At 56.5% G+C, this 22,756-nt stretch carries 20 protein-coding genes; 5 read left to right on the top strand and 15 right to left on the bottom strand.

Annotated features, from left to right (window positions below):
* Window positions 1-14: 14 nt before the first annotated feature.
* The 3 genes from C1N59_RS03760 to C1N59_RS03750 are packed head-to-tail and all read left to right on the top strand — an operon-like array spanning window position 15 to window position 1,685.
* Window positions 15-581, top strand: a complete 567-nt coding sequence (locus tag C1N59_RS03760; protein ID WP_006118245.1) for a SiaB family protein kinase — start codon at window positions 15-17, stop codon at window positions 579-581.
* Window positions 574-978 (top strand): DUF1987 domain-containing protein, encoded by a 405-nt coding sequence (locus C1N59_RS03755; RefSeq protein ID WP_033739731.1) that lies wholly within the window; start codon window positions 574-576, stop codon window positions 976-978. The genes C1N59_RS03760 and C1N59_RS03755 overlap by 8 nt, the downstream gene beginning before the upstream one ends.
* Window positions 975-1,685 (top strand): GGDEF domain-containing protein, encoded by a 711-nt coding sequence (locus tag C1N59_RS03750; protein ID WP_033739733.1) that lies wholly within the window; start codon window positions 975-977, stop codon window positions 1,683-1,685. Before C1N59_RS03755 ends, C1N59_RS03750 begins: the two co-directional genes overlap by 4 nt.
* Here the strand turns inward: C1N59_RS03750 and mrdA are convergent.
* The 11 genes from mrdA to C1N59_RS03695 form a co-directional block, all read right to left on the bottom strand.
* Complete coding sequence (gene mrdA / locus C1N59_RS03745) at window positions 1,682-3,565, bottom strand: penicillin-binding protein 2 (protein WP_039342248.1); 1,884 nt, start codon at window positions 3,563-3,565, stop codon at window positions 1,682-1,684. The two genes, C1N59_RS03750 and mrdA, sit on opposite strands and share 4 nt — an antisense overlap.
* 205 nt (window positions 3,566-3,770) lie before the next feature.
* Window positions 3,771-4,484, bottom strand: a complete 714-nt coding sequence (deoD, locus tag C1N59_RS03740) for a purine-nucleoside phosphorylase (protein WP_054633162.1) — start codon at window positions 4,482-4,484, stop codon at window positions 3,771-3,773.
* Window positions 4,485-4,516: 32 nt separating this feature from the next.
* A complete protein-coding gene (deoB, locus tag C1N59_RS03735) occupies window positions 4,517-5,740 on the bottom strand; it encodes a phosphopentomutase (RefSeq protein WP_033739739.1) in 1,224 nt (407 codons plus the stop codon).
* 94 nt (window positions 5,741-5,834) lie between these two features.
* The gene (deoA, locus tag C1N59_RS03730; RefSeq protein ID WP_054687052.1) at window positions 5,835-7,163 is read right to left on the bottom strand and encodes a thymidine phosphorylase; all 1,329 of its coding nucleotides are present in this window, start codon (window positions 7,161-7,163) and stop codon (window positions 5,835-5,837) included.
* A gap of 59 nt (window positions 7,164-7,222) precedes the next feature.
* On the bottom strand, window positions 7,223-8,002 hold the full coding sequence (gene deoC / locus C1N59_RS03725) for a deoxyribose-phosphate aldolase (RefSeq protein WP_394550344.1): 780 nt from the start codon (window positions 8,000-8,002) through the stop codon (window positions 7,223-7,225).
* 230 nt (window positions 8,003-8,232) lie between these two features.
* Window positions 8,233-9,006, bottom strand: coding sequence for a TatD family hydrolase (locus C1N59_RS03720; protein WP_394550343.1), 774 nt, complete (start codon window positions 9,004-9,006; stop codon window positions 8,233-8,235).
* Window positions 9,003-10,052 carry a patatin-like phospholipase family protein gene (locus C1N59_RS03715; RefSeq protein WP_006118237.1) on the bottom strand — a complete coding sequence of 350 codons (1,050 nt, stop codon included), beginning with the start codon at window positions 10,050-10,052 and terminating at the stop codon, window positions 9,003-9,005. Before C1N59_RS03715 ends, C1N59_RS03720 begins: the two co-directional genes overlap by 4 nt.
* Window positions 10,053-10,291: 239 nt before the next feature.
* Window positions 10,292-10,453, bottom strand: a complete 162-nt coding sequence (locus C1N59_RS03710; RefSeq protein WP_003848537.1) for a DUF1328 domain-containing protein — start codon at window positions 10,451-10,453, stop codon at window positions 10,292-10,294.
* A gap of 99 nt (window positions 10,454-10,552) precedes the next feature.
* The gene (gene osmY, locus C1N59_RS03705) at window positions 10,553-11,167 is read right to left on the bottom strand and encodes a molecular chaperone OsmY (protein WP_006117598.1); all 615 of its coding nucleotides are present in this window, start codon (window positions 11,165-11,167) and stop codon (window positions 10,553-10,555) included.
* 255 nt (window positions 11,168-11,422) lie between these two features.
* Complete coding sequence (gene prfC / locus C1N59_RS03700) at window positions 11,423-13,009, bottom strand: peptide chain release factor 3 (RefSeq protein ID WP_039342235.1); 1,587 nt, start codon at window positions 13,007-13,009, stop codon at window positions 11,423-11,425.
* 347 nt (window positions 13,010-13,356) lie between these two features.
* Window positions 13,357-13,956, bottom strand: coding sequence for a pentapeptide repeat-containing protein (locus C1N59_RS03695; RefSeq protein ID WP_006117596.1), 600 nt, complete (start codon window positions 13,954-13,956; stop codon window positions 13,357-13,359).
* Window positions 13,957-14,379: 423 nt separating this feature from the next.
* Here C1N59_RS03695 and ftnA point away from each other — a divergent pair, with 423 nt between their 5' ends.
* Window positions 14,380-14,886, top strand: a complete 507-nt coding sequence (gene ftnA, locus C1N59_RS03690) for a non-heme ferritin (RefSeq protein WP_054687048.1) — start codon at window positions 14,380-14,382, stop codon at window positions 14,884-14,886.
* A gap of 70 nt (window positions 14,887-14,956) precedes the next feature.
* Here ftnA and C1N59_RS03685 read toward each other — a convergent pair whose 3' ends face one another.
* Together C1N59_RS03685 and C1N59_RS03680 are read right to left on the bottom strand one after the other, a co-directional pair.
* Window positions 14,957-17,320 (bottom strand): glycoside hydrolase family 31 protein, encoded by a 2,364-nt coding sequence (locus tag C1N59_RS03685; protein ID WP_394550342.1) that lies wholly within the window; start codon window positions 17,318-17,320, stop codon window positions 14,957-14,959.
* A 10-nt stretch (window positions 17,321-17,330) separates the two neighbouring features.
* A complete protein-coding gene (locus C1N59_RS03680; RefSeq protein WP_394550341.1) occupies window positions 17,331-18,638 on the bottom strand; it encodes an MFS transporter in 1,308 nt (435 codons plus the stop codon).
* Window positions 18,639-18,855: 217 nt separating this feature from the next.
* Between C1N59_RS03680 and C1N59_RS03675 the strand changes: the two genes are divergently transcribed.
* On the top strand, window positions 18,856-19,920 hold the full coding sequence (locus tag C1N59_RS03675; RefSeq protein ID WP_039342364.1) for a LacI family DNA-binding transcriptional regulator: 1,065 nt from the start codon (window positions 18,856-18,858) through the stop codon (window positions 19,918-19,920).
* 17 nt (window positions 19,921-19,937) lie between these two features.
* Here C1N59_RS03675 and C1N59_RS03670 read toward each other — a convergent pair whose 3' ends face one another.
* Both C1N59_RS03670 and C1N59_RS03665 read right to left on the bottom strand, forming a co-directional pair.
* On the bottom strand, window positions 19,938-21,026 hold the full coding sequence (locus C1N59_RS03670) for an MBL fold metallo-hydrolase (RefSeq protein ID WP_394550340.1): 1,089 nt from the start codon (window positions 21,024-21,026) through the stop codon (window positions 19,938-19,940).
* Window positions 21,014-22,756, bottom strand: a complete 1,743-nt coding sequence (locus tag C1N59_RS03665) for an ABC transporter permease (RefSeq protein ID WP_394550339.1) — start codon at window positions 22,754-22,756, stop codon at window positions 21,014-21,016. The genes C1N59_RS03670 and C1N59_RS03665 overlap by 13 nt, the downstream gene beginning before the upstream one ends.

Genomic DNA, 22,756 nt, shown 5'->3' with positions numbered 1-22,756 from the left:
GCACCGGGAAGAAAATGAAAAACGAATCACTCCGTGGTCTGCCGTTCAACACCGAATCGCAATCTGGTCTTATCGCGCTCCAGTACACCGGCTTTTTTTCGCCGCAAAACATCACGGCAATGGGTGAGGTGGTCAAACTGTTTCTGGAGAACCACGAGCAGTCACAGAAAGTGCGACGACGGCTGTTCTCCAGCTTTGTCGAGATCGCGCAAAACATCCTGCGCTACTCGCAGGACAGCCGGGCGCTGAGCCACAACGATCAGCTCTATCGTTTTGGATCGCTGAGCCTGCGCTATGATGGTGGGCGCTACTATCTGGAAAGTGCCAATCTGGTAGGCAGCGATGCCAGCGTTCAACTGCGTGGCGATCTGGACTCGTTACGGGTCATGAACGCAGACGAAATTAAACAAGCCTACCGCAGTCGGTTACGCGCAGAGAGTCCTGTCTGGAGCAAAGGCGCCAATATCGGCTTACTTACCCTTGCCCGCGACGTCAGTGAACCGCTGGAATACTGCTTCCAGCCACTGGAAGCCAGCGAGCTCTCTGCCTTTTGGCTAAAGGCGACAATCTGCCATGACTAAAGAATCCTCTATGCAAACCATTCATCTCACCGCCACCGAATGCACGCCCGCCGTGGAATTTGATTTTGCGGCCCAGCGATTTTCCCTGCGGGGCGAATCCTGGCCGGAAAATGCGGCCGCCTTTTATCGCCCGCTGCAAAGTGCACTGGAATCCTGGCAACCGCAGGCCAGCCAGCTGACTGAAGTCAATATCGACCTGAGCTATTTCAACAGCTCCAGCACCAAAATGCTGTTCGGGCTGTTCGATCAGTTCAACAGGCTGGCGCAGAACGGCTGTGAGATTGTGCTGAACTGGTTCTATGACGCTGAAGATGACGTGTCAGAAGAGTTTGGCGAGGAGCTGTCGCTGGATTTCACCGCCCTGACCGTCACATTACATGCGGAACAGCGCCAATGACGCACCTTAATGAGCTGTTTCTGGAAGAAACCCAGGCGCTGAACCATGCCAGCCATGTGGCGGCGCAGAGCTGTCTGCACGCCGAAGAGTACCGCCAGGCGCTGTCCGATCTTAATAACCACTATCAGCGGCTGATGCGCGAAACTTACCGGCTGATCTCGCGCAGCGATCGGGCCGAGCGTGAGTTAAACCGGGTGAATGAGCAGCTTATTGAGCTGACGAGAGAGCTGGAGTACAAAGCCACTCACGATCCGCTGACGAATGTCTGGAACCGCAGCGCCATTATTCAGCGCATCAGCGACACACTGACGCGAACCCCCGCCGCTCTGATCATTCTTGATATCGATTTTTTTAAACGGATTAACGACGAATATGGCCATCCCACCGGGGACAAAGTGATCTGCGAGCTGGTGCAACGTATCCAGCGCAACACACCGGACATTGCCAGCATCGGGCGCATTGGGGGGGAAGAGTTCACGATTATGCTGCCGGATACGTTCCTTGGGGAAGCGGTGATTGTCGCCGGGGCGATTCTCGCCTCACTGAACGCATCTCCCCTGGATGCGTTGCCCGAGCGGCTGGTCACCGCCAGCCTGGGCGTGAGTTGGGGCGCGGCGGGCTCCCACTTCGAAGCGCTTTATACGCATGCCGACGCCGCACTCTATGATGCTAAAAAGCACGGACGTAACCGGGTATTTTTCCGCTAGCGGGCCGGACGCTGGGCAACCTCAACGGGCGGTGGCGTGGTGGGCGGCAGGAAAATATGATCGAGAAGCTGCCGCATTACCGGCGCGGCCAGCACGCCTTCGCTGCCCCCATTTTCCAGGATCAACGCCACAGCCACCTTAGGATCGTTAAAGGGGGCGAAGGCGGTATAAAACGTATGATCGCGCAGCCGCACCGGGATCATTTTGGCATTGTAGGTCTGATTTTGTTTCAGGCTGAATACCTGCGACGTTCCACTCTTGGCCGCAATGCCATAAGGCGCGGTATGGAAATACTTGTAGCCTGTGCCGTTCGGCGCGTTAGCCATGCCAAACATCGCGTGACGCACCAGCGACCAGTAAGGGGAATGCGGATCGCCAATCTGCGCCTGCGGCAGTTTCGGCTGGTAAAGCTGCACGTGGTTGCCAAGCTGCGATTTCTCCAGCAGGTGCGGGGCAATGACTCTGCCATTGTTAATCAGCGCCACCAGCGCCTTTACCATCTGAATCGGCGTGGCAATCCAGTAGCCCTGACCAATGCCGACTGACACCGTATCGCCCTGATACCAGGGTTTCTTATGCACTTTCATCTTCCAGTCACGGCTGGGCAGCAGTCCGTTGTACTCTTCATTCAGATCGATGCCGGTGGACTGACCGTAGCCAAATTTACTGAGCATGGTGTGAATACGATCGATGCCCATCATAAACGCCACCTGATAGAAGAAGGTATCCGCCGACTCTTCGATCGCTTTAGTGACATCCAGCGTACCGTGACCGCTTTTTTTCCAGTCGCGATAGCGGCGGTCAGTACCGGGTAATGTCCAGGTGGGCCCGCCAAAAAAGGTGGTCTGTGGCGTAATGACGTGCGTGAGCAGCGCCGACATCGCCATATAGGGTTTTACCGTTGAGGCCGGCGGATACAGGCCCTGCGTGACACGGTTGATCAGCGGTAAATTTTTATCCTGCAGCAGCTTTTTGTACGCCTGATAGCTGATGCCCTTTACGAACGGATTGGGATCGTAGCTGGGGCTGGAAACCATCGCCAGCACTGAGCCGTCATGGGGATCTTCGACCAGCAACGCGGCGCGCTGCCCGACCAGCAGGCTTTCCGCGTACTGCTGCAGGTGCAGATCCAGCGTCAGCGTAATGTTTTTTCCCGCCACCGGCGGCACTTCTTTCAGCACCCGGACAATGCGCCCGTGGTTATCCACTTCCACTTCCTGATAGCCGGGTTTGCCGTGCAGCAGGGATTCGTAATAGCCCTCAATCCCCTGCTTACCGATGTTATGGTCGGCAGCATAGTTTTCAGCGATGCCCTCTGCGTTCAGCCGCTTGTAGTCGTTATCGTTGATTTTGGAAACATAGCCGATCACATGCGCGAGATCGGCCCCATAGGGATATTCCCGGTCCTGATAGGTATCGATGCTGACGCCGGTAAAACGGAACTGGTTAACCGAAAAACGCGCCACCTCTTCGTCTGTGAGTTCCTCTTTGAGAATGACGGGCTTATAGCGGCTGGTCTGATGCAGATCGTGCTGAAAGCGCTCGATATCTTCCGGGGTCAGATCAACCAGTGGCGTCAGTTCTTGCAACAGCGCCTTCATGTCCTCCACTTTGTACGGGGTAACCGTGATGTCATACCAGGTCACGTTGCGCACCAGCGGGATCCCGTTGCGGTCAAAGATCAGTCCGCGCGTGGGCGCAATGGGGATCATTTTGATGTCATTCTCGTTCGAGCGCGTCTGATAATAGCTGTGGTCGCGGACCTGCAGGCGATACAGGTTAAAACCCAGGATGCTAAAGCACAGGCAAACCAGTACAAACGCCATAGCGGCACGGCGGACAAACAACTTCTCTTCAGCGTCGAAATCACGGAAATTCATCAGGCAGGTATTTTCTGTATGGCGTGTTGTTATTAATTGTTCGGCTTCATGATAGTGACATCAGCCCGTCGTGCCAGCGCGAAGATGCACAAGCCTGATGAAAAGTGTGTCATTTAGTGAGAATGTTGCGAAATGGAAAACGGGAGAGGATCATCCGGCCGCAGATGCGCAGCCGGATAAAGGGGCCGATCAGCCACCGTGGGGATTAATCACCCAGCAGCACCGACTCCAGCGCGATTTTAATCATGTCATTAAAGGTGGTCTGGCGTTCTGCGGCCGTGGTCTGCTCGTGGGTACGGATATGGTCAGACACGGTACAGATGGTCAGCGCTTTCGCGCCAAATTCAGCGGCTACGCCGTAGATGCCTGCGGCTTCCATTTCCACACCCAGAATGCCGTACTTCTCCATCACGTCGAACATCTGCGGATCGGGCGTATAGAACAGATCGGCCGAGAAGATGTTACCGACGCGCGCCTCGACGCCCAGGTTTTTGGCCGCATCCACCGCGTTGCGCACCATGTCGAAGTCCGCGATAGCGGCAAAGTCATGGTCTTTGAAGCGCATACGGTTCACTTTGGAATCGGTGGATGCCCCCATGCCGATCACGATGTCACGCAGTTTCACATCGGGACGCACCGCACCGCAGGAGCCCACGCGGATGATTTTCTTCACACCGAACTCGGTGATCAGTTCTTTCGCATAGATGGAGCAGGACGGAATGCCCATGCCGTGGCCCATAACAGAGATTTTGCGGCCTTTATAGGTGCCGGTGTAACCCAGCATGCCGCGCACGTTGTTGACCTCAACGGCATCGTCCAGAAAGGTTTCTGCGATGTGTTTCGCACGCAGCGGATCGCCAGGCATCAGTACGACGTCAGCGAAATCACCCATTTCTGCGTTAATGTGAGGAGTTGCCATGATTCTCTATCCTTTTTAAAATTTCGCTGTTTTTACAGCATGTTCTTGCCGTAGTCCATGGGGGACAGGTCAAAATAGTGTGCAATCGTCTGGCCGATATCCGCGAAGGTATCGCGGTAACCCAGCGATCCCGGCTCGACCTTCGGGCCGTAAATTAAGATCGGAATATGCTCGCGCGTATGTTCCGTGCCTTGCCAGGTCGGATCGCAACCGTGGTCGGCGGTGAGGATCAAAATATCATCCTCTTTGACCAGCTCCATCAACTCTGGCAAGCGGCGATCGAACAGCTCCAGCCCGCCTGCATAGCCTGCTACATCGCGACGATGGCCCCAGGTAGAGTCGAAGTCTACGAAGTTGGTAAACACAATCGCCTGATCCGGCGCGGTTTTCATTTCCTGGATGGTGGCATCAAACAGCGCATCCAGTCCGGTGGCTTTGACTTTTTTGGTGATGCCCTGCTCCGCGTAGATGTCGGCAATTTTACCTACCGAAATCACATGACCGCCCTTCTCATCCACCAGCTTCTTCAGCATGGTAGGCGATGGTGGCTCCACGGCCAGATCGTGACGGTTACCGGTGCGCTCAAAGCTGCCGGCTTTGTCACCCACGAACGGGCGGGCAATCACGCGGCCAATGTTATAACCGCCTTCCGTCAGCTCCTCGCGCGCAATTTCACACAGCGCATACAGGCGATCTAAGCCGAAGGTTTCTTCATGGCAGGCAATCTGAAACACGGAATCCGCCGAGGTGTAAAAAATCGGCTTGCCCGAAGCCATGTGTTCTTCACCCAACTGGTCGAGAATAACCGTACCGGATGAGTGACAGTTACCGAGATAACCCGGCAACTCGGCCCGCTCAACCAGTTTATCCAGCAGCTCCTGCGGAAAGCTGTTCTCTTTATCGCTGAAGTAGCCCCAGTCGAACAGAACAGGCACACCGGCGATTTCCCAGTGGCCTGACGGCGTATCTTTACCGGATGAGCGTTCGCTGGCGTAAGCGTAAGCGCCTTTTATCTCAGCGTCAGGGTCCAGTCCCGGCGGGAAACGCCCGGTAGAAAGCTCGGCCGCTTTGCCCAGACCTAACGCGGTCATATTCGGTAAGTGCAGCGGTCCTTTACGGCCCTGATCCGCTTTACCGTTAAAACAGGCTTCTGCGATATGACCTAACGTATCGGAACCTGCATCGCCGAATTTGTCGGCATCTTTGCTGGCGCCGATTCCAAAGGAATCCAGCACCATAATAAAAGCACGTTTCATGCCAGTCTCCTGCGCTAACGCGCGCGACAAGTCAAAAAAAAGCGATCAGATCAGTATACCCGAATCGTCTCCGGTATACAGTCTGTTATCCGCGTTATCCCGCTTCAGTCACACGGCGATAAACCACCGGTGTGGTCGCCGGGGCGCTGTCCCCCAGAGTGATGGCCGCTTTGACAGCGGCGGCGGCCTGCTGCCAGTGCGCTTCGCTGCTGGCATGAATAACCGCCAGCGGGCGTGAAGCGTCCACCCGCTCGCCCAGCGTGATCATGTCGCTTAAGCCCACGCTGTAATCAATGGCGTCGCTGGCGCGCTGACGTCCACCGCCCATCGCAACCACCGCCATGCCTAACGCGCGGGTATCCATCTGCGTGACGTAACCTGCGCCATCGGCATAAACCGCTTTGCTCATCACAGGGGCTGTGAGGTAGCTGTCGTAGCGCTCAACGAAATCGGTTGGGCCACGTTGTGCTGCCACCATGCGGGCAAATACCTCTGCGGCTTTGCCGTTATCCAGCACGGCGAGAAGTTGTTCACGGGCGTCGGTTTCGTTAGCCGCCAGTTTGCCGGAAATCAGCATTTCGCTGCACAGGGCCAGCGTCACGTCCAGCAGGCGCGGATTGCGCTGCTCACCCGTCAGGAAGCGCACGGCTTCGCGCACTTCCAGGGCATTGCCCGCCGAAGAAGCCAGGACCTGATTCATATCTGTTAGCAGCGCCGTGGTACGGCAGCCCGCGCCATTCGCCACGCCCACAATGGCCTGCGCCAGACTCTCAGAGGCTTCCCAGGTCGGCATAAAGGCGCCGGAGCCGACTTTGACATCCATCACCAGCGCATCCAGGCCTTCGGCCAGTTTTTTTGCCAGGATCGAAGCGGTAATCAGCGGAATGGAATCCACGGTGGCGGTGATATCGCGGGTCGCGTAAAAACGTTTATCCGCCGGTGCCAGCGAGTTAGTTTGCCCGATGATGGCCACACCAACCTGCTTGATGGTCTGGCGGAAATGGTCATCGCTGGGGAAAATGTCAAAACCGGGAATCGCCTCCAGCTTATCCAGCGTACCGCCGGTATGGCCCAGTCCGCGTCCGGAGATCATCGGGATATAGCCGCCACAGGCCGCCACCATGGGTCCGAGCATCAGCGAGGTCACATCGCCCACGCCGCCCGTGGAGTGCTTGTCGACCACCGGCCCGTTCAGATTCAGTGAAGCCCAGTTCAGGACGGTGCCGGAATCCCGCATCGCCATGGTCAGCGCAACGCGCTCCGGCAGTGACATATCGTGGAAATAGATGGTCATTGCCAGTGCGGCAATTTGCCCTTCGGACACGCTGTTATCGCGCACCCCGTTGATGAAGAAACGAATTTCGTCTTCAGTCAGCGCCTGGCCGTCACGTTTTTTTCGAATGATTTCTTGTGCGAGGTACAATGTCGCCCCCTTACGTCAGGGAAAGAGGAGAAGAGGCGGCCGTGAGCCGCCCGGATGAATCAGTAACCCGACTTGCTGGTGTCGCTGCTGTGCCCAAGCGTGTTGAGCAGATTTGCCAGCAGGCTGGAGGCACCAAAACGGAAATGGCGGGCATCGGCCCAGTCGGCACCCAGCGTGTCATCCGCCAGTTGCAGATAGACAGCGGCATCTTCAGCGGTGCGAACGCCGCCTGCCGGTTTGAAGCCAACCTGCGCTTTCACACCTTTGTCGCGAATGACGCTCATCATGATCTGCGCCACTTCCGGCGTGGCGTTGACCGGCACTTTACCGGTTGAGGTTTTGATAAAGTCAGCCCCGGCATCAATCGCAATTTCAGAGGCCTGACGAATCAGCGCTTCCTGCTTCAGTTCGCCGGTTTCGATAATAACCTTCAGTAAAACGCCGGCTTCCGCACAGGCGGCTTTGCAGGCCTTGACCAGATCAAAGCCGACCTGCGCATTGCCTGCCATCAGCGCGCGATAAGGGAAAACCACATCCACTTCATCAGCGCCGTAAGCGATGGCGGCACGGGTTTCGGCCAGCGCAATCTCAATATCGTCATTGCCATGCGGGAAGTTGGTTACGGTGGCAATGCGCACGTTAGGCGTGCCCTGCTCACGCAGCGTTTTACGCGCCACGGGAATGAAACGCGGATAAATACAGATGGCAGCGGTGTTACCCACCGGAGATTTCGCCTGATGACAGAGCGCGATCACTTTCTCGTCGGTGTCATCCTCGTTCAGCGTGGTTAAATCCATCAGTTTCAGGGCGCGCAGGGCCTGCTGTTTAATATCGGTCATGGTGATCTCCAGAACATCGGGTAAACGTTCGCCCACCCTTGAATGTGATAATATTAACAATGATAACGGCCATTTTTTGTGCACCAAATCACATAAAAGTATGAAACGTCTGCAAATACTCAGCGAAATTTAGATTATCTGCAAAGTATGGCGCAAGGCAGCCAGTATAAGACAGCGACAGGGATGTTACTATTATAACATTTCACCAGGACATGATGTGACGGCGGGAATTATGTGAGCGAAAACAGCGCATGACTGTTGTGCCATAACGCGTCGGCGATTTCGGCGGGCGGCTCGTCACGCAGTTCACACAACACCTGCCAGACTAAAACGGCGCGCTCGGGCCGGTTTGGCTGGCCCTGGTAGCCGTTCAGCGGCATATCAGGCGCATCGGTTTCCAGCAGCAGCGACGAGAGCGGTAAACGGGCAATCGTCTGCCGGGTTTTACTGGCTCGGGGATACGTAATCGTGCCGCCTACGCCAATCGCATAGCCGAGCTTAATAAACGCCTGCGCCTGCTGCAGGCTACCGGCAAAACCGTGTACGACGCCGCGCCGTGGCACAGCCTGACGACGCAGATGCAGTGCCAGCTGATCGTGCGTGCGGCGCGAATGCAGGATCACCGGCAGATCGTAACGTTTCGCCAGCTTCAGTTGCGCATCCAGGAAACAGGTTTGCTTATCAAACTGCGGATCGTCCCGATACAGATCCAGGCCGATCTCACCGAGGGCCACCAGCTTTGGGGGCCGCTGTTGTAACAGGCTTTCAAGCTGAGCGAGGTGCTGCTCATCGTGCTGCTCCGTCACAATCGGATGCAGGCCGAGTGCGGCATATAACGCGCGGTGCTGCCGGGCTAACTGGCAAACAAGGTCAAAGCGCCCTGCCTCGACCGATGGCACAATAATTTTTTCTACGCCCGCGTCCGCAGCCTGGCGCAGACTGACGTCGGCCGCGTCCACAAACGGCGGAAAATCAAAGTGACAGTGGGTATCAACAAACCTCATGTCAGCGGACCCTCGCCATAAGTGCCATCGTTGCCGGTCAGCGGGATGACCGGAGCGATATCCCCCGGCTCATTTGCCACCGGCGCAGAAGGGACCACAATATCCAGCCCTGTGTGGGGCTCGGCATCGCTCAGCCATTGCCCCAGCGTGGCAATAAAGTAGCGACCACAGCGGCGCCCCAGATGGTAATCCTGATTCAACGCGGCAATACGACTGCCCAGTGCGTTACTGGCTAACACGCGCGGCGGGAAGATTTCGATGATACGTAAATCGCCCGGCGGCTTTTCAATAAACTGCTGGGTTTCGCGATAGGTCTGCTCGTGATGGTGCAGAATCTTGATCATTGGCTGCAGCGCCCCGCCGCTGAACCAGCGTTCCATACGGGTCACCCAACGGGGCACATCGAACATCTGCGACGGCACGGTACGGATGACCACAATGGTATCGGCCCCGCGTTTTGCCGCTTCGCGCACGGGAATCGCATCGCTGACGCCGCCATCCAGATAGCTTATGCCTTCCAAATCCACGCCCAGACGGTAAAAGCCCGGAATGGCGCTGGAAGCCTTAATAATATCCAGCCAGTTACTGGCTGTGGGGGCAAAGTAACTGGGGGCATAATCATCACTGCGACAGGCGCACATGTAAAATTGCCGCCCCGAAGCAAACAAGGTTTCGGCGCTGGTCATGGCCAGCGGAAATTCGCTGCGGGTGATATCAATTAACCAGTCGAGATCGATAAGATTACCGCCGCGCAGGAAACGCACGGGGTCAAAGAACAGCTTACTGGTGGTATAGCGGGTAATTACCCGACGTGCATAGCCCGGCTGGCCGCAGACATAAGCGGAAAGGTTCTGCGCACCAGCAGAAGAGCCTAACAGCAACTGAAAGGGATTGAATTTTGCCCGCTGGAACTCATCCAGAACGCCTGCTGTGAAAATGCCGCGCTGGCCGCCGCCCTCGCACACTAAGGCAATCTTGTTGGCTTTAAACGGTGTGAGCGCAAGGGGTTCAATGGCCCCGAGCGTCACGGGAATACGTATACCCAATGTACCGACCTCAGAGTGGGATCCCGAAATACGAATTAAGAGAATGCAGGGAGTTAATTGTGGGTCGATACTAGCACGGAGAACCAGCCAGAGTGTCCATTAATTGTGCTATTAGCGTTGCGCTTTTTAACACTTCGTTGCGAATATGAAGCATCCTTTGCTTCACACTACCTTTCGCGACAAATAACTGGTCTCCGTTTAACGCTGACTATGCCAGCGTTAACCTGTCTGGGTCATCGCTATAGCTTTTTACGGCCAGTAAACAAGCTGATGAGGAACAGAATAATACCCACCACGAACACGACTTTCGCTGCCCATGCTGCGGTACCGGCCAGGCCACCAAAACCTAATGCAGCGGCGATCAGTGCAATCACCAGAAAAATAATGCCCCAACGAAACATAAGCCTCTCCTTAACCATTTTTAATATTGAACTGCTTGTTTCATCCCAGGATGGGTATTCTTATTAGTGCGGCCCGGACAGAGGCCGCACGGAGTCATGTTAAGACTTGACCTTCAGGTCGTTTTTAACACTTTTTACGCCTTCGATAGCTTTCGCGATGCTCTCGGCACGATCGGACTGCGCCTGGTTCGCCACTTCACCTGAGAGCTGTACCACACCGTCGGTGGTTTCAACTTTCACGTTACGTGAAGGAACCTTGTCATCTGCTAATAGCTTAGCTTTAATTTCGCTGGTTGTGGCAGCGTCACCGGCATAACCTTTCATGGACTGCTTTTTCACGTCTTTTACGTGCAGCTTGTCACTAACGGATTTCACGCCTTCGACTTTCTTCACCACGGCCACGGCTTTTTCCGCCTGATCTTGTGAAGTCACGAAACCGCTCAGCGTCACCACGCCGTTGTGGGTTTTGACCGAAATATCGGTGCTCTTAATCGAGTCGTCATCCACCAGCGCCGCTTTCGCTTTCGCGGTCACCGCGCTGTCGTCCATAAAGCCACCGACTTTCTTCATTGAGCTGTCGATTTTCGCGCCCGCGCTGTCAGCGGTTTGTGACGCTTTCTGAGACGCGGACTCTTCTGCAAAGACGTTTCCGCTTAACAGTGCGGTACCTACCATTGCAGCCATTAATGTTTTAGTAAGCTTAGTTGTGTGCATCGATATCATCCTTCTATCTGTTAATTCGCCCCAGACTGTGGGCGCAAGAGCAGCAAACAACGCTACTGCGGCACAGGACGCATGGAGAAATAAGTCTCTTTAACCGTCCGATGAAATAAGGATAGTCGGGATTTGGCACTTTGCTCGGGTAACTGGTTGATCGTGCGTCAAAAGCGAGGAAAAAGCGTGTTTTAGGAGGGTTCTGTATCGTGGGAAACCGGGCCATTCCCAGGGAGAATGGCCCGGAAAACGCGATTAGTGCTCGCGGGTTTTGCGGAAAATGACGTCAGGATACCGCTCCTGAGTGATGTTCAGGTTCACCATTGTTGGGGCGATATAGGTCAGATTATCACCGCCATCCAGCGCGAGGTTGACCTCGTTTTTACGCTGGAAATCTTCAAATTTTTTGGCGTCTTTGCATTCAACCCAGCGCGCCGTCGACACGTTAATCGCCTCATAGATGGCTTCGACGTTGTATTCGCTCTTCAGGCGCGCCACCACCACGTCAAACTGCAGCACACCGACCGCACCGACAATCAGGTCGTTGTTATGCACCGGGCGGAACACCTGCACTGCCCCCTCTTCCGACAGCTGGACTAATCCTTTCAGCAGCTGTTTCTGCTTAAGCGGATCGCGCAGGCGGATACGGCGGAACAGTTCGGGGGCGAAGTTCGGAATCCCGGTAAACTTCATGTTTTCACCCTGCGTAAAGGTGTCGCCGATCTGAATGGTGCCGTGGTTATGCAGGCCGATAATGTCGCCCGGATAGGCTTCTTCCACATGCGAACGGTCGCCCGCCATAAAGGTCAACGCATCCGAAATCACTACATCTTTGCCGGTACGGACCTGACGCAGCTTCATGCCTTTTTCATAACGCCCCGACACGACGCGCATAAAGGCCACGCGGTCACGGTGTTTCGGGTCCATGTTGGCCTGAATTTTAAACACGAAGCCCGTGAATTTCTCTTCTTTGGCTTCAACGGTGCGGGTATCGGTCTGGCGCGGCATAGGGCGCGGCGCCCACGCCACCAGGCCATCCAGCATATGATCTACGCCGAAGTTACCCAGTGCGGTTCCGAAGAACACCGGCGACAGCTGACCGCTGAGAAACGCGTCCAGTTCAAACTCGTGTGATGCGCCCTGCACCAGCTCCAGCTCGTCACGCAGCTGCGAGGCCAGCTCTTCCCCGACGGCCGCATCGAGGTCAGGGTTGTTCAGGCCCTTAACGATGCGGACTTCCTGAATCGTGTGACCTTTACCGGTCTGATACAGGTAGGTTTCGTCCTTGTAGAGATGGTAAACGCCTTTAAACAGCTTGCCGCAGCCAATCGGCCAGGTGATGGGCGCGCAGGCAATTTTTAGCTCACTTTCCACTTCATCCAGCAACTCCATCGGATCGCGGATATCACGGTCAAGTTTGTTCATAAAGGTCAGGATCGGCGTATCGCGCAGACGGGTTACTTCCATCAGCTTACGGGTACGATCCTCGACGCCTTTCGCCGCATCGATCACCATCAGGCAGCAGTCGACCGCCGTCAGCGTACGATAGGTATCCTCGGAGAAGTCTTCGTGCCCCGGTGTATCCAGCAGGTTTACCAGGCTGTCACGATAGGGAAACTGCATAACGGAGGTAGTAATCGAAATACCACGCTGCTTTTCCATCTCCATCCAGTCGGATTTTGCGTGCTGGTTAGAGCCACGGCCTTTTACCGTACCGGCGGTCTGGATAGCCTGTCCGAACAGCAGAACTTTTTCGGTGATGGTGGTTTTACCGGCATCCGGGTGCGAGATAATCGCGAAGGTGCGGCGGCGTGCCACCTCTTCTAAAAAGGGATTAGACATGAGTGAATTCTTCTCAACGTAGCCACGCACTCTCAGGCGCGGCAGATAAATCACGGTGGCCGGCAGAATTTTACCGGCGAGTAAACGGTGCCAGATGCGACTTTCTGTCGTCGCGTGATGAGCGCAAAGTTACATTGGCGTGATTCCGGTTACCTGGTCAACTTTAAGGCGGCATAGCATACAATATTTTGCGCTATTGGCCTACAGCGGACGGAAGAGAAAGTCGCGCCACCGGCAAACAGCGGGTCACCGTGCAGCAGATGGCTGCTGGTGAAGCCAACGCGGGGGAAATGACGCCGGGTTTTCTCCCGTCTTTACGTTATTCATCCCGCCGCCTCGCCAGCGGGTTAATCCACCAGCTCAATGCCCAGACTTTCCAGCAGGCAAACCGCCTCCAGCCGCGAAAAGCGGGCTTTTTCGACTGTGTTGTTAAAGATGTTGATGGCGTAATGCCAGGATTCCGTCAGATCGGCCCCGCGCAGCACGGTGTGATGAAACAGGCTGCCCGTCATGTCACATTCGGTCAGCGTGGCACCCGTTAAATCGCACTCTCTGAAATCCACCTCGATCAGTTTGCATCCTTCCATTTTCACGCCGTGTAGCCGCAGACCAAAAAACGATCCGCTGGTCAGGATACACGTTGAAAAGTGCAATTCATGGTCCAGGTAAAAATCAGGCCACCAGGCTTTCGTCCAGTCCATGCCGGTCAGCTTGCAGTCGTTAAAGTGAACGCCAAAGAAGCGGGTGCCGGACGGATCGACCAGACTGAGGTTACAGTGCGTAAAGACGCAGTTAATGAATTTACAGGCTGAAAAGCGCGCCGAGGTAAAGTTAACGTGCGTAAATTCACAGTCTTCAAAATGCGCCTGCGTGAGCACCCGTTCGCTGAGATCGCAGGTGGTAAAACACGCATCATAGTATTCAGTGTTGCTTTCCAAAGATTGCATTTTTACGCCATCCTCTTTCGTGCGAAGACACAGGCCCCGCTCCGCATAGTAAACCCCGGCCAGGCACACCAGTGTAATGCTGTTCATGCTTCCTGACGCGATTATGGCCTTACCTTATCACCGGGACGGGAAAAAGCGGTTGCCGGACAGTAGCAGAACGCCGCAGAACGCGGTCCACTGACGGATCCGGGCCGACTAGATAAACCGCCTTCACGCCCGCGCGTCCGGCACAACCTGGCTCAGATACAGGCAGAAAAGCAGACCACAATGATAATCGCTCGCATTCAAGAGTTGAAATAATTCTTTTTAAATCAATCAGATAAAATGGTATTTTTTTAACAAAACGCTTCACATTTCTTATAAGCCTGATGCATAATTCATCACTTATCACCTGTCTATTTACAATGAAATAAGGACGCGGCCATGCTGACTGCTGAAATGACTGGGCGTTTAAACGACCAGCTGAACCTGGAATTTTTCTCCGCGAATCTCTATTTACAGATGAGTGCGTGGTGCAGCGATAAAGGCTATGAGGGCGCAGCGTCCTTCCTGAAAATGCACTCACGTGAAGAAATGGAACACATGCAGCGCCTGTTTAACTACCTGAGCGATACCGGTGCGATGCCGGTGCTGGGTACCATCGCAGCCCCGCCTGTTGCCTACAATTCACTGAACGAAGTGCTGATTCAGGCGCTGGATCATGAAAAGCTGATCACCAGTAAGATTAACGAGCTGGCCCATGTGGCAATGACCACCCAGGACTATTCGACCTTCAACTTCCTGCAATGGTACGTTGCGGAACAGCATGAAGAAGAGAAGCTGTTTAAAACCGTACTGGACAAACTGGCGATGGTCGGCGAAGGCGGCAATGGCCTGTTCCTGGTAGATAAAGACCTGGGACGCATGAGCACTGAAACGCACTCAGCCTGAATACAAACCGGCCCACGCAGGTGGGCCGGTGGTTATCGTAACGAACCCTACCGGTCTGACACGTTACGGCTTATGCCAGCCGATAGCATGACGTCATTTCACCGTTGATCCACAACGTACGTTTCTCACCCGGCGGTAAGATAACCGTCATTTTCCGCCATGCTGGCAGATAATCCCCGCGCTTCCCGACCGTCAGATCCAGCCGCGACGCGCTACTGGTTAACGTCCAGCTCAGCCAGAGTGCATTGCCCTGGCGCCAGCCGTGCGATTCGCCGTCATCGTCAAACAGCTCACCGTGGGTTGTGGCGTTGCCCGGCGCAGGCCATACCTGCAGTTCACGCACGTTGTCACGTTGCGCACTGGTGGTGGTTTCACACTGGCCAAGCGGAAGCGCGGCACCTGCGCGCACCAGCAGCGGCAGGCGATCCAGCGGTGCATCCAGCGTAACTGTTTGTCCGCCCGCCAGCCAGTTGCCGTTATGCCAGTCATACCAGCCGTGTGGATTCTCGGGCAGATATACGGATCGGGTACGCGCGTCCTGCTCCACAACGCTGGCGACCAGCAGGTCGCGTCCCAGCATAAAGTCATCGCACTCATCATAGGTCCGTGCATCGTTCTCATGGTCCAGGAAAGTCGGACGCAGCATCGGTTCATCGTGCGCGCTGGCCTGCCATGCCAGCGTATACAGATACGGCATCAGCCGGTAACGCAGGCGAATCGCCTCACGGATCATTGGCGTGGCTTCCGGATACATCCACGGCTCATTCACGGTGTGATCGTCATTCCATGAGTGAATGGTAAAACGCGGATGCATAACACCATTCTGAACCCAGCGCACAAACAGCTCCGGATCCGGTTTATCTCCGGCAAAGCCGCCGACATCGTGCCCCACGTTAAACAATCCTGACAGGCTCATCCCCAGTCCCATGCGGATGTTGTAGCGCAGGGTCTGCCAGTTGGTCCGGTTATCCCCGCTCCAGGTCTGCACATAGCGTTGCATACCGGCACAACCCGAACGGGAAATCAGGTACGGGCGTTTTTCCGGGGCAAAACGCTGTTGGGCTTCCAGCGAGGCGCGCATCATCAGCAACGGCATGACCGGACGAATATGCTTAATGGCAATCGGCTGGCCGAAGCCATGACAGCGCGCTTCGCCGTCCCAGACTTCATATTCATTGTTGTCGTTCCAGGTCGCGTCGATGCCTTTTTTCAGCAACTGCTCCGTGACGTTTTCCTGCCACCACGCCACCGTTTTGGGATGGGTGAAATCCAGATGCGAACCTTCGTCGTCCCAGAACACGGAGCGTTCTGGCTGATCCTGCTCAGAATCGCGGATAAACAGCCCCTGAGCCGCCACCTCGTCATAGCGCGGATGATCCTGTAACAGACAGGGTTTGATATTGGCTGCCAGCTTCATCCCGGCATCATGGAACGCGGCGGTCATCGCCTCGGGATTGGGCACTTTGTCGTAGTTCCAGTTAAAGACATAGCGCTTGTTATTAATCGAGGTATAACCGGATGACAGCTGGAACGAATCACAGGGGATCTCATGCTCACGGCACAGCTGGATGAAGGAGAGCAGCTGATGTTGCGCATCCGGCGCATCGGTGTAGTGCATGGTGGATCCGCTGTAGCCCAGGCTCCATTTCGGCTGAAAGAGCGTTCGGCCCGTCAGGCGCACAAACGCCTTGGTCACATCCAGCAGCGTCGGCCCCAGCATCATGTAGTAATCCAAATCGCCCGCCTCTGCACGATAGCGGCGATAAGGCAGATGGTAATTATCCAGCTCATTGCCCAGATCGAGCCAGCTACTGGAAAGATTATCGTAAAACAGCCCAAAACTGACGCCGTCGCGCTGGGTCAGCGTGAAGGGAATATGTTTATAGAGCGGATCGGTACTGGCCGCGTTATAGCCCATCGCATCCAGATTACGCATCTCATAGCGGCGATTAACCCGGTTAAGATCCCCGCTCTTTTCGCCCAGGCCATACACCCGATCCTGCGGCTGACGGCGCTGGTAATGTTCAACGCCATCGCCATGCATGTTCAGCAGATAAGCCCCGGTATGACGATCGGCCGCCAGCGGCTGCCACTCGGTACCATCGAAATGCTCCCAGCTAAGGTACAACGGCGAATGCACCGTCACGCGCAGCCGGTCGGTGGCCAGGCGAACAAACTGCGCCCCCTGTTCAAAGGTGAATGCGGGCAACGAAAAGCCTTCCAGCGATTCCCGATCGCGCCCCTGCCAGGGCACGTCATCCTGAGGCGCAATGCTCCAGGTCCGGTTTAATGCCAGCTCCCCGTCGCGTTTTAATAACACGCGCATCAGCCCGCTTTCCAATACGTAAATACGTAAAAAGTGACGCTGCTCGGTTTTCAGTTCGACGAAATGCGCTGCCTGCTGATGGAGCGTCCATGTCTTAAGCGTTTTCATCAGGTTATCCTCAATTTTTAGCAATATTCTGGCGGCGTTCGGCGATAAACATCACCAGGAAAACCGCGCCAATCAGGTCAAAGAAACCCATGGCAATAAACAGGGGATTGAAGCCAATCGTGTCGGCGGTGACGCCGATAATCAGCGAGAAGATAAAGCTGGCGATCCAGGCGCAGGATCCGCGCATGCCGTTGACTGTCGCCATCTGGCGGCGATCAAAACGCTCTACCACCAGCGCACTCAACATGCAGGAGATCACCTGATGACCGAAGCCACCAATGGAGATCAGCGCGATGGCCAGGTAGGGATCTTTAACCAGCGTCATTAACGCCAGCGAGATCATCAGCACCGCACCGGTGATCGAACTGGCGACGATCGAGTTCACCCGGGTGCAGCCAAACCAGCGCACATAGATTTTGGTCAGATAACCACTGGCTACGCTGCCAATATCTGCCGCCAGGAAGGGCAGCCAGGCAAACATCACGATCTGTTTCAGATCCATGCCGCGTTGATTGGCGAGGTAGAGCGGCACCCAAAAGCTCAGCACGGCCCAGGCGGGTTCGGCTAAAAAGGCCGGAATGGCAATGCCATAGAATTTCTTTTCTTTGCCGATGACTTTCAGCGCGGTAAAGAACGGTAACTTTTCACCGATGACTTCCTTGTCCTGCGTAATAAAATCCCGCTCTTCATCCGACAAACGAGGATGGCGTTCCGGTGAGTGATAACCCCACCACCAGAGCGCGACCCAGATAAGGCCAAGGCCGCCGGTCAGCAGGAACGCGCCCTGCCAGCCAAAGGAGATATGGGCGACATAGATGATGGGCGGTGCCAGCATCGCGCCAATAGAGAACCCCACGCCCGCCCAGCCTGCCGCAACCGGACGTTCCTTTTTCGGAAACCATTCGCCGATGGCCTTGGCGTTGGCCGGCGTCGCCGCCGCTTCGGAGGCACCCATCACAAAGCGCAGCAGCGCCAGATGTAGCCAGCTTCCCGCCCCGGCGTGCAGCAGGCAGGTGATCGACCAGATGACGGCGCAAATCAGAAAGCCCATCTTCAGACCGATGACATCGATTAACCAACCGCACACGGGCTGAAACAACGTGTAGGCCAGCTGGAAGGCGGCAACGACCCAGGAATATTGCTCGGTGCTCATATTCAGGGTGTTTTTCAGTTCAGGGGCCAGAATGCCCAGGGAGTTTCGGGTGATGTAGTTCACCGTCACGCCAAGCAGAAACATGCCCAGCATCCACCAGCGCAGATTTTTTATGATCCGCAGCGGGCGCGATGCGCTGCGGGCAGAGGTTGAGTCGAGACTCATGATGACGCTCCTGTAGCCAGTGATTATCACGTTGCCGTGAACAAACTTCTCTCTGCCCCGACCTTAAAAAAGCGCAAAACGTGGGTACAGCCAATTTTTTGCAACTCTTTTCATGGCAAGCTTGCAGCACAACAAAAATGTCCGTTCACACCAGAAAGGACACGATTCAGCACTTTATGAAAAATTTTTTATTTGCAGACTTGAGGGCGATCACAGAATGAAACAAAGCTTAAAAGTGAGCGAAATTGCCGCCCTGAGCGGTGTGTCGGTGAGCACGGTTTCACGCGTTCTGGCCGGCAAAGCCAACATTCGCCCTGCCACGCGCGACAAGGTACTGCGTATTGCCCAACAGCAAGGTGTGCTGGACAACCTGCACCATGGCCGGCTGCTGCTTAATGACCTGATCGTGTTTGCGCCGCCGCGTGCCTTCGATATCCGTACGGATATTTTCTATTACAAGGTGATCCAGGGGATCAGCGAAGCCGTGAAACCACACGATGTCCGGGTGCGCTACTGCCCGCTGGAAGAAGTCGACAGCGATGCGGCACTGTTTATCGATAAGATGCAGCAGACCGAAGCTGCGCTGGTGATTGGTATTGATGATGAACATATCCATCAGCTGGCCGCTGAAATGCACAAGCCCTGCGTGCTGATTAATGCCCGCGACCGCCGGATGCGCCTGCCGTCGGTCTCCCCCGATCATCATCTGATTGGCGAGTTCTCAGCACGCTATCTGTTTGAACAGGGCCACCGGCAAATCCTGTCGCTGCACTGCCTGCGGCGCTACACGATGGAGCAGCGGCTACAGGGCGTCCGTGATGCCTGGCATGCCATGAATCTGCGCTTCGACAGTCGTCAGCATCTGCTAACGCTGAACAGCTTTAGCAGCAATGACGCCCGCGACCGGCTGAGCGACTACCTGCGCCATTGCCCTCAGGCGCAGCGGCCCACGGCCATTCTGGCCAGCGGCGATTATATTGCCGCCGGGGCGGTTCAGGCGTTACAGCAGGCGGGCCTGCGGGTGCCGGAGGATGTGTCGGTGATGAGCATGGATGGTTTTAACCTGGCGACCGTTCAGGAGATCCCCTTAACCTCGGTACAGGTGCCACGCGATGAGCTGGGCGAAGCCGCGGTGAGAATTCTTCAGTCGCTCCGGTTAGATCCGGATCTTCCTCCGGGTAACCTGCTGCTGAACGGCAAACTGGTGGTGCGCGATTCGGTACGCCGTATCCGGGATAATCCGGGCCATGCGCCGGTCCAGCAGTACGGGCTTTACAGTTGAAGCCGTTTGCTAAAGCGTCAGACAAAACTCTCCCAGCGGGATGACAGCGTGAAGTGACGCTGCCAGCACAGCGCACTACCCGCACGGGCCATCAACTGCTGACACTGTTCGGGTGCGACGAAGGCGGGGATCACCTGCTCGGCTCCGCAGTGTTTTATCAGGGCCAGTTGATCGTCCAGCGGCGGATGAACGTTCCAGGGCAGCCACTGCGCCAGCCCGTTTTGCAGCATCTCAAAGGCTCGTGTCCCGCGGGCGACGTGGCTACTAAAAATCAGGGTAAACTCAGGGCAGTGGCTCAGCGTGGCCGCCAGACCGCTGTCGGCGACCGCATCGGCAGCCACGATTACGCTGTCAGGTTGCCAGCGTGCCGGTGTCGGCTCACGCAGCAGCGGCAGTAACGCCAGCGCCGTGGCGGCCGGTAACGTTTTTTGCGCCAGCAACTGGGAGACTTCCTCGCGCACCTGCGGACACAGCCTGACCGGTAATCCCTGGCTGCGCAGTCGCAGGGCCATCTCTGGCCCTCTGCCATGTAACGGTGCCGTGACCACCGCCCCGTGTCGGGCCGCCAGCACCAGCGCGTCGACCTGTTGATGCAGACGCTGATGACGGTCGCCGTAGGACGCATCGGTAATCAGCCAGCGCGCCCGTGGTGGGCGGTCAAACGGTAACAATAATGACTCGCGGCTCCAGTCACCCATATAGGTGATGCCGCCAGCGACAGGCAGATGAAGCCACACGGATCCCGGTGAATGTCCGCTCCGGCCGGTAAACAGATTCAGTGGCCCTACGGCGCACTGGCCCTGTAAAGGCAGCGCATGTCGGCAGCGCGCAGGCACCGGACCGTCGCCCAACTGCTGCCAGGTGATGTCCGTCGCGTAAACCGGTGGCGAGCCCAGTTGCTGCCAGCTGTCCAGCGCCCCGGTATGATCGCGATGAGAATGGGTCAGGCAGATCGCATCAACCTGACCGATGGCGGCCAGATCGGGTCTGACGCCCGGCTCCGGCCCGGCACCCAAGTCCCACAGCAGACGATAGCCCTGAATCTCCAGCAGGAACGCCGCGGGCAATTTGCCGCCCACCCCGCTTACAACGGTCAGGCTTGCCATGGCAATGTACCCTGTGGCAGACGACGCGTTAAACGCGTCGCCAGCAGCATTAAGGTCAGAACCACCAGTATCATCAGGCAACCCACCGCCGCCGCCAGCGGGGCAGATCCGCCTTCATCAAGAAAGATAATCGTGGGACCGAGGGTTTGCGTTTCCGATGTCACCAGCAGAACCGATACCTGAATTTCGTTTAACGCGGTAAGAAACACCAACAGACCGCCTGCCAGTGCGGAAGGTGCGGCCAGCGGCAGTAAGATATCGCGCATACGGCGCATCAGTCCTGCGCCACACAGACGGGCGGCTTCATCAAGCGCAGGTTCGATTTGCGCGAAGCCAGCCAGCACAGGCCGCAACACCAGCGCCAGAAAGTTGGACAGATAGGCGGCCAGAATGATCCAGACCGTGCCATAAATCGACACGTCCAGCAGCGGAAGCGGCGGCAGAAAAAACAGGATTGCCGCCACGCCGGTGACAATACCGGGCAGCGCATAGGTCAGCTCGCTGGCGAACCACAGGCAGCGAACCAGTCGGGTACGCTGCCAGCTCAGAAAAAAAGCCAGAAACAGCGCCATGGCGGTCAGGATCAGCGTCGCCAGCCCGGTCAGCCGCAGGCTGGTTGCAAAAGCATGGCGGATGGCGGGATAGCCCCACAGCGCCTGAAAAAAGTTTTCCAGCGTCAGGGTTTGCCACGTCAGAGCCTGTCCAAAACCCCGCGTCAACGCGCTGGTCAGCAACGCACTGACGGGCAGGATAAGCGTTGCGACCATCCACAGCCAGGCCAGAATTTCTGTCGGCAAACGTGCGCCCTGTAGCGGTTGTCGCCACGCCTGCGGGGATCCACTGACGCGGACATCGCGCCGTCCGCCCAGCCAGCCGCTCAGCAACATGCCCGACAGGCTAATCAGCGCCATCAGCAACGAATAGACAGCCGTGTCCGGCAACGCACCCGGACCTGTCGCGTTAAGCTGCTGATAGACCAGGGTGATAAGCGTCGGCAGGCGCGCCGGAATGCCCAGCATGGCCTGAATACCAAAATTGCCGACGGCCGCGACAAAGGCCAGCGCGGCGCCGGCAAACAGGGCCGGACGCGCCAGCGGCAAAATGATGGTGCGAAGAATCTGCCCATGTGACGCGCCACTGATACGCGCCGCTTCCTCCAGTTCGGCGGGTAAACGCCGCAGACCGGCCCGTACCGTCAGAAACACCAGCGGCGCGCTGTGCAGGCCCAGCAGCAGTACGATGCCGCCCCATGAAAAGAGCGGCTGATCGCCTGGCGCGAACCAGGGTAAACCCAGTAACTGAAACAGTGAGGCCAGCAGGCTACCCGGTGCCAGCGCCTGCAGCCAGGCCAGCGCGGTCACCTGGGGCGGAATCATCAAGGGCAGAATAAACGCAAAAACCCAGGCTGCTTTGGCGCGCATATCGCTGAGCGCGACCAGCCAGGCAGCGAGCGTGCCCAGCAGCAGCGACAACAGTGTGGCACAAAGCCCGATACTCAAGGTATTGAGCGTTGCACTGAGGACCCGCCGACTGACCAGCAACTGCGCAAGCCGCGTCAGATCGGGGACGCCCTGCGGCGCTACCGCCGTCCAGATAAGCCGGGCAAAAGGCGCCACCGACAGCAGCCCAATCATCAACACCAGCACGCCCAGCACCCACGGCTCGGCGCGAAAACGCCCGCGTGTAAGATGCCCGCAGCGAGGCTGACTGTCGTGACTCAGCACGCTCAT

The sequence above is a fragment of the Pantoea sp. SGAir0183 genome (assembly GCF_043545505.1).
This window is presented reverse-complemented; position numbering and strand designations above follow the sequence as displayed.

Coding starts and splice junctions, on each gene's coding strand:
- C1N59_RS03760 (WP_006118245.1), top strand. CDS start 15: ATGAAAAACGAATCACTCCGTGGTCTGCCGTTCAACACCGAATCGCAA.
- C1N59_RS03755 (WP_033739731.1), top strand. CDS start 574: ATGACTAAAGAATCCTCTATGCAAACCATTCATCTCACCGCCACCGAA.
- C1N59_RS03750 (WP_033739733.1), top strand. CDS start 975: ATGACGCACCTTAATGAGCTGTTTCTGGAAGAAACCCAGGCGCTGAAC.
- mrdA (WP_039342248.1), bottom strand. CDS start 3,565: ATGAATTTCCGTGATTTCGACGCTGAAGAGAAGTTGTTTGTCCGCCGT.
- deoD (WP_054633162.1), bottom strand. CDS start 4,484: ATGGCAACTCCTCACATTAACGCAGAAATGGGTGATTTCGCTGACGTC.
- deoB (WP_033739739.1), bottom strand. CDS start 5,740: ATGAAACGTGCTTTTATTATGGTGCTGGATTCCTTTGGAATCGGCGCC.
- deoC (WP_394550344.1), bottom strand. CDS start 8,002: ATGACCGATATTAAACAGCAGGCCCTGCGCGCCCTGAAACTGATGGAT.
- C1N59_RS03720 (WP_394550343.1), bottom strand. CDS start 9,006: ATGAGGTTTGTTGATACCCACTGTCACTTTGATTTTCCGCCGTTTGTG.
- C1N59_RS03710 (WP_003848537.1), bottom strand. CDS start 10,453: ATGTTTCGTTGGGGCATTATTTTTCTGGTGATTGCACTGATCGCCGCT.
- osmY (WP_006117598.1), bottom strand. CDS start 11,167: ATGCACACAACTAAGCTTACTAAAACATTAATGGCTGCAATGGTAGGT.
- prfC (WP_039342235.1), bottom strand. CDS start 13,009: ATGTCTAATCCCTTTTTAGAAGAGGTGGCACGCCGCCGCACCTTCGCG.
- C1N59_RS03695 (WP_006117596.1), bottom strand. CDS start 13,956: ATGCAATCTTTGGAAAGCAACACTGAATACTATGATGCGTGTTTTACC.
- ftnA (WP_054687048.1), top strand. CDS start 14,380: ATGCTGACTGCTGAAATGACTGGGCGTTTAAACGACCAGCTGAACCTG.
- C1N59_RS03685 (WP_394550342.1), bottom strand. CDS start 17,320: ATGAAAACGCTTAAGACATGGACGCTCCATCAGCAGGCAGCGCATTTC.
- C1N59_RS03680 (WP_394550341.1), bottom strand. CDS start 18,638: ATGAGTCTCGACTCAACCTCTGCCCGCAGCGCATCGCGCCCGCTGCGG.
- C1N59_RS03675 (WP_039342364.1), top strand. CDS start 18,856: ATGAAACAAAGCTTAAAAGTGAGCGAAATTGCCGCCCTGAGCGGTGTG.
- C1N59_RS03670 (WP_394550340.1), bottom strand. CDS start 21,026: ATGGCAAGCCTGACCGTTGTAAGCGGGGTGGGCGGCAAATTGCCCGCG.
- C1N59_RS03665 (WP_394550339.1), bottom strand. CDS start 22,756: ATGAGCGTGCTGAGTCACGACAGTCAGCCTCGCTGCGGGCATCTTACA.